Here is a 5762-nt window from a genome sequence, read left to right as displayed (position 1 = left end):
CACACGCCTCCGCGCAGACGGTCGCCGATCCGAACGCGTTCTCCGGCGGTGCGTACGGGCAGCAGGCTCCGCCGATGCAGGCCCCGCCCGTGCAGGCGCCTCCGATGCAGGCACCGCCCGGGCCGCCTGGTCCGCCCCAGTCTCAGGGCCCGCCCGTCCCGCAGGCGTACAGCCCGCCGCAGGCTCCCCAGGCTCCGTTCCCTCCCCAGGGCGCGCAGCCACCGCAGTCGCCGTTCGCATCTCAGGCCCCACAGGTCCCGCACATCCCGCAGGGCCCCGCCGCCGGAATGGCCGTCACCCTCGACAAGTACCGCGAGGCTCCCACCGGCCAGCGCTGGACGCTCCAGAACGAGCAGTTGGCCCGTGTCGATCTCGGCATCGACGGCCAGCCGGTCCTGGCACGCCAGGGCAGCATGGTGCTCTACCAGGGCAAGGTCGACTTCAGTTACAAGGGCGCCGGCTTCCGCGGCCGCGTCGTCGGCAACGCCACCGGCCAGGAGATGCAGCTCATGCGCTGTACGGGCGGCGGCCAGGTCTTCCTCGCGGAGGAGGCGGCCTCACTTCACCCCATCGAGTTGCAAGGCGACGCGATCTGCGTCTCGGCGGACCGTGTCCTCGCCTTCGACGAGAGCCTTCAGCACGAGGTGCGCAGGATCGAGGGCCACGGGATCCCCGGTGGCGCGCTGTTCACGATGGCCTTCCAAGGCCACGGCACCGTCGTCGTCACCACGCACGGCACGCCCGTGGTCCTCCCGGTCACTCCCACCACGTTCGCCGACGCGGACGCCGTCGTCGCCTGGTCGGCCGCTTCACAGGTGATCGTCTCCAGCCAGGTGCGTCTGCGCCGCCAGGCCTATCCCGGCCACAGCGGAGAGACCGTCAACCTTCAATTCCGGGGCGCTCCCGGCAACTTCATCGTCGTCCAGCCCTACGAGGTGTGAGGGAGCCCGTCATGGATCAGCAGCTCATCTCGGGCTTCGCCCCGTCACAGCCCGCAGCCCGCATGGAGAACCACGGTTCCCACATGCTCAAGGTCGTCATGCAGAGCGGCCAGGACCTCTTCGCCCGCGTCGGCTCCATGATCGCGTACGAGGGGTTCGTGCAGTACGAGCCCAACCCGCCGGCCGTGCGCCAGCGGGCGTCCCAGTGGCTCACCGGTGAGGGCGCACCGCTCATGCGCTGCCACGGCGACGGCCTGCTCTACCTCGCCGACTACGGCGCCGACGTCGTCGTACTCAACCTCAACGACGAGAGCATCTCGGTCAACGGAACCAACCTCCTCGCCTTCGACGCCCACCTCGAATGGGGCGTGCAGCGGGTGAAGGGGATGGCGAAGTTCGCCGGCCAGGGTCTCTTCAACGTGGCCGTCTCGGGCACCGGTTGGGTGGCCCTGACCACCCGCGGCATTCCGGTCGTCGTCGACTGCGGGCGGGGAGAGGACGAGACCTATGTGGACCCGGACGCGCTCGTCGCCTGGTCCACGCACCTGAAGATGAAGGGGAAGCGCAGCTTCAAGGCGTCTTCGATGATCGGACGCGGCAGCGGCGAGGCGTATCAACTGGGCTTCTCCGGCCAGGGGTTCGTCGTCGTACAGCCGAGTGAGGACAGCGCCGACCGCCTTCGGGCACGAGGCTGACGGGGGAGGGGAGCGTACAACCATGCAGAGTTCGCTTTTCGGCTACACAGAGGTCCAGAGCCAGGACCGCTATTCCATGCAGAATCCCAAGTTGCTCCGCGTCGCCCTCAGCGGCCACGAGGACGTGCTCGCCCGCAAGGGAAGCATGGTCGCCTACCAGGGGATGCTGGAGTTCGACGGTGAGTACCAGAGCCGCGGCCAGCGCCACGCCCGGGCGATGACCGGTGAAGGCCTCGACCTGATGCGCTGCTCGGGGCAGGGCACCGTCTATCTGGCCAACCTCGCGCAGCACGTGCACCTGGTGGACGTCGAGCCCGACGGCCTCACGGTCGACAGCGCCTACGTACTCGCCCTCGACTCGCACCTGCACTGGGAAGTCATCTCCGTCGACAGCCAGTACGGCGTCTCCGGGTCGGGGAAGTACAACCTCAACATCTCCGGTCAGGGCAAGGTCGCCCTGATGACGTCCGGCCAGCCGCTGATGCTGCGCGTCACTCCCGACGCCTACGCGAACGCGGACGCCGACGCGATCGTCGCCTGGTCGAGTTCGCTGCGGGTGCAGATGCAGGCGCAGACGAGCGCCTCAGGTGTCTGGCGGCGGCGTGGAAACACGGGCGAGGGCTGGGAGTTGAGCTTCATGGGCCAGGGTTACGCCCTCGTGCAGCCCAGCGAGCTGCTGCCCCCGCAGAACGCCGTCATCGGCCAGGGGCTGCGCGCGCAGTACGGCATGGGCGCGAACGGAGCGGCCGGGCAGAACCAGGGGAACATCTTCACCAACTGACGGCGACGCGCCCGGGTCCCGGTCCGGATCAGTACTGCTCACGGACCAGGGCGCGGGCACTCTCCGTCAGACGCGACACCGACTCGTCGGCCACGCCTGCCACTTCGTCGTAGCCGTACCAGCGCAGATCCAGCGACTCCTCGCTCACCTGCTCCTGAGCCCCCTCCGGCGCCAACGCCGCGTACTGCACGTCCAGATGCCAGGCGCACGGAGTCAGATGCCGGTCGAGCCGCAGAGGCCCGCCCGGCAGCAGGGTCAGCCCCTCGATGCCCGACTCCTCCTCGGCCTCACGCAGCGCCGCGTCCGCCAGGGAGGCGTCCTCCGGCTCGCAGTGGCCGCCCATCTGGAGCCACTTGTGCAGCTTGCGGTGCAGCGTCAGCAGGACGCGCGCACCCGCGGGGTCGATCACCAGGGCGCTGGCCGTGATGTGCCCCGCGGTGCACGCCTTCCACATGCCTTCCGGTTGGGCCTGCAGGTGCTCGAGATAGTCACGGCGCAGACGCTCCTGGTCGTCCCCGGGGGGTGACCACTGTGTGAGCGTCCGCGTCGCGTCCTCGTACAGGCTCACTTCTTCCCGTCGCTGTCGTCGCCCTCGTCGCCGCTGTTCTCGTCGGCGTCGTTGCTGCTGTCGGCACTGTCCGTAGTGTCGGCACCCTCGGCCTCGGGGGCAGCAGCGCCGTCGGTCTTTCCGCTTCCGGAGCCGGACTTCTCCGCGGCGTCACCGAGCATCTTGTCCAGCTCGGAGAAGTCGGCGTTCTCGCTGTGGACGAAGCCGTCCGGGTCGTCCAGGTCCTCCGCGGTGGGCAGCATGTCGGGGTGCGCCCACAGCCCGTCGCGCCCCTCCAGGCCGCGTGCGTCCGTCAGCGAGGCCCACAGCCGTGATGCGTCGCGCAGCCTCCGCGGGCGCAGCTCAAGCCCGATGAGGGTGGCGAACGTCTGCTCCGCCGGGCCGCCCGACGCCCGGCGCCTGCGCAGCGTCTCCCGCAGCGCCGAGGCCGACGGCAGATGCGGCTCGGCCGCCGCGTGCACGACGGCGTCGACCCAGCCCTCCACGAGTGCGAGAGCCGTCTCCAGGCGGGCCTTCGCCGCCCGCTGCTCCGGCGTGTCCTCAGGCTGGAACATGCCCTGCTGGAGCGCCGACTGGAGCTCCTCGGGGTTCTGCGGATCGAACTGCCCGACGACGTCCTCGAGCTTGGTGGTGTCCACCTTGATGCCGCGCGCGTACCCATCGACCGCGCCGAACAGGTGCGAGCGCAGCCACGGCACGTGCGCGAAGAGGCGCTGGTGGGCGGCCTCCCGCAGGGCGAGATACAGCCGCACCTCCTCCGGGGGGACGCCCAGACCCTCACCGAGCGTGGACATGTTCCCCGGCAGCAGCGCGGCCTTTCCGGGCGGGCCCAGCGGCAGCCCGATGTCGGACGAACCGACCACCTCGCCGGCCAGTACGCCCAGGGCCTGCCCGATCTGGGTGCCGAACATCGCGCCGCCCATGGACCGCATCATTCCGAGCAGCGGGCCGGCCATGGCCTGCATCTCCTCGGGCAGCACGTCGCCCATCGCGGCGCCCACACGCTCGGCGACGGGGTCGACCAGGTCCTTCCACACGGGGAGTGTGAGCTCGACCCACTCGGCACGGCTCCAGGCCTCGGCGGACCCCGACCCGGAGGGCAGGGAGGTCACACCGTCGAGCCAGAGGTCCGCCAGCCGCACGGCCTCCTCGACCGCCGCGCGGTCTGCCGGGCCGATACTGACGTCCTTGTCTGCCTTCTCGGAGCCCTCAGGCAGGGCGTCGGGACCGGGACGCCCTGCGGCGACCGTCTGCCGGGCGATGTCCTTGGCCATGTCCCAGTTCACCGGGCCGCCCTCGTACGAGAGCATCTGGCCGAGCTTCTGGAACGCGGCGCCGAGGTCGTTGGGGTCCATGCCGCCCTGACCGCTGCCGCCGAGCGACCCGAACATGGCGGCCAGCGGGTTGTCCGCGCCGGGACCGCCCGGACCCGTCCCGAAGCCGAAGGGACCCGGGCCGCCGCCCTGGCGATCCTGGCCGGACGCCTCGTCCTTCTTCTTCCCCTCGTCCCCGTCCTCGGGCTCCTCGGGAGGTACGCCGAATCCGAATGGGATGTCACTCACGGGTTTCCTCGGCTCTGTCGTGGGTCTTCGTCGGGTCTTGCGGGTCTCGCAGGACGGTGCGCCGGCGGTTGGCTGGTGAGAACGCGCGGGTGGACTACGTTGGACTGAACCGGCTGGTCGAAGTGGACCAATCGGGATATACGCCAGCCTGCATCTATCTGACCGGCTCCACCTCCAGCCTAGACACCTGTCAGGCAGGATGGAGCCTGCGCACCTCCTACCAGAAACAACCGCTGGAGACGACCGGTGAGTTCCTCCGACAGCAACGTTCGCGCAGCGCGAACCCCAACCGTCGCGGTCACCGGGGCCGCATCGGGGGTGGGTGCGCTCCTCACCGAGAGGCTTGCCGCATCGGAGGAGATCAAGCGCGTCATCGCTCTCGACGAACGCCGCGGCGAGGTCAGCGAGGCCCAGTGGCACACCCTCGACGTGCGTGACCCCGCCATCGCCGACCGGCTGCGCAACGACGGCGATCCCGTCGACGTGGTCGTCCATCTCGCTCTCGACCTGGACCTGGAGACCGATCCCACCGCCCGTACCGCCCTCAACGTGCGCGGGACTCAGACAGTGCTCACGGCGGCAGCGGCGGCAGGAGTGCCCCGCGTCATCCTGTGCACCTCGACGATGGTCTACGGCGCTCTCCCCGACAACGACGTCCCGCTCGCCGAGGACGCGGAGCTCCGAGCGACCGCAGAGGCGACCGCCGTAGGGGATCTCCTGGAGATCGAACGGCTCGCCCGCCGCGCGCCACGCGCGCATCCGGGGCTGAATGTGACCGTCGTACGCCCCTCGGTGCTCGTCGGCGCGGGCATGGACACGGCGCTGACCCGCTATTTCGAGTCGCCCAGGCTGCTGGTCGTGGCCGACTCACGCCCGTGCTGGCAGTTCTGCCACGTCGAAGACCTGGTCAGCGCGCTCGAGTACGCCGTACTGGAGAAGGCCGACGGTGAAATGGCGGTCGGCTGTGACGGCTGGCTGGAGCAGGAAGAGGTCGAGGAGCTGACGGGGATCCGGCGCATGGAGCTTCCCTCCGCCGTCGCCCTCGGTGCGGCGTCCCGGCTGCACCGCCTGGGCCTGACGCCTTCGCCCGCCGGTGACCTCGCGTACACCATGCATCCCTGGGTCGTCTCCGGCTCCCGTCTGCACGACGCGGGCTGGCGGCCACGCTGGACGAACGAAGAGGTGCTGGCGGAGCTGCTCGAGGAGGTCGCCGGC

Annotated in this window: 6 protein-coding genes; 4 read left to right on the top strand and 2 right to left on the bottom strand. The window is 70.2% G+C overall.

Translation table 11 applies throughout. The annotated features are described in order from the left end of the window. The 3 genes from H5J26_RS27635 to H5J26_RS27625 form a co-directional block, all read left to right on the top strand. Positions 1-941: AIM24 family protein (locus tag H5J26_RS27635; RefSeq protein WP_235981190.1), on the top strand; the 941-nt coding region annotated here is incomplete at its 5' end. Positions 942-952: 11 nt separating this feature from the next. Then, entirely contained in the window at positions 953-1636 is a 684-nt protein-coding gene (locus tag H5J26_RS27630; RefSeq protein WP_181768697.1) for an AIM24 family protein, read from the top strand. 22 nt (positions 1637-1658) lie between these two features. Further along, positions 1659-2417 (top strand): AIM24 family protein, encoded by a 759-nt coding sequence (locus H5J26_RS27625; protein ID WP_181768696.1) that lies wholly within the window; start codon positions 1659-1661, stop codon positions 2415-2417. A 28-nt stretch (positions 2418-2445) separates the two neighbouring features. On the opposite strand, the gene H5J26_RS27620 is transcribed toward H5J26_RS27625, so the two are convergent. Both H5J26_RS27620 and H5J26_RS27615 read right to left on the bottom strand, forming a co-directional pair. After that, positions 2446-2985, bottom strand: a complete 540-nt coding sequence (locus H5J26_RS27620; protein ID WP_181768695.1) for an NUDIX hydrolase — start codon at positions 2983-2985, stop codon at positions 2446-2448. Beyond that, positions 2982-4547, bottom strand: a complete 1566-nt coding sequence (locus tag H5J26_RS27615) for a zinc-dependent metalloprotease (protein ID WP_181768694.1) — start codon at positions 4545-4547, stop codon at positions 2982-2984. The genes H5J26_RS27620 and H5J26_RS27615 overlap by 4 nt, the downstream gene beginning before the upstream one ends. Positions 4548-4793: 246 nt before the next feature. Between H5J26_RS27615 and H5J26_RS27610 the strand changes: the two genes are divergently transcribed. After that, a partial coding sequence (locus H5J26_RS27610; protein WP_181768693.1) for an SDR family oxidoreductase occupies positions 4794-5762 on the top strand: 969 nt, incomplete at its 3' end.

Source organism: Streptomyces albidus (ex Kaewkla and Franco 2022), from assembly GCF_013870515.1.
Taxonomy (GTDB): Bacteria; Actinomycetota; Actinomycetes; order Streptomycetales; family Streptomycetaceae; genus Streptomyces; species Streptomyces albidus.
This window is presented reverse-complemented; position numbering and strand designations above follow the sequence as displayed.

Bases quoted from the DNA above. Each gene is read 5' to 3' on its own strand.
- H5J26_RS27630 (WP_181768697.1), top strand. From the start codon at position 953: ATGGATCAGCAGCTCATCTCGGGCTTCGCCCCGTCACAGCCCGCAGCC.
- H5J26_RS27625 (WP_181768696.1), top strand. From the start codon at position 1,659: ATGCAGAGTTCGCTTTTCGGCTACACAGAGGTCCAGAGCCAGGACCGC.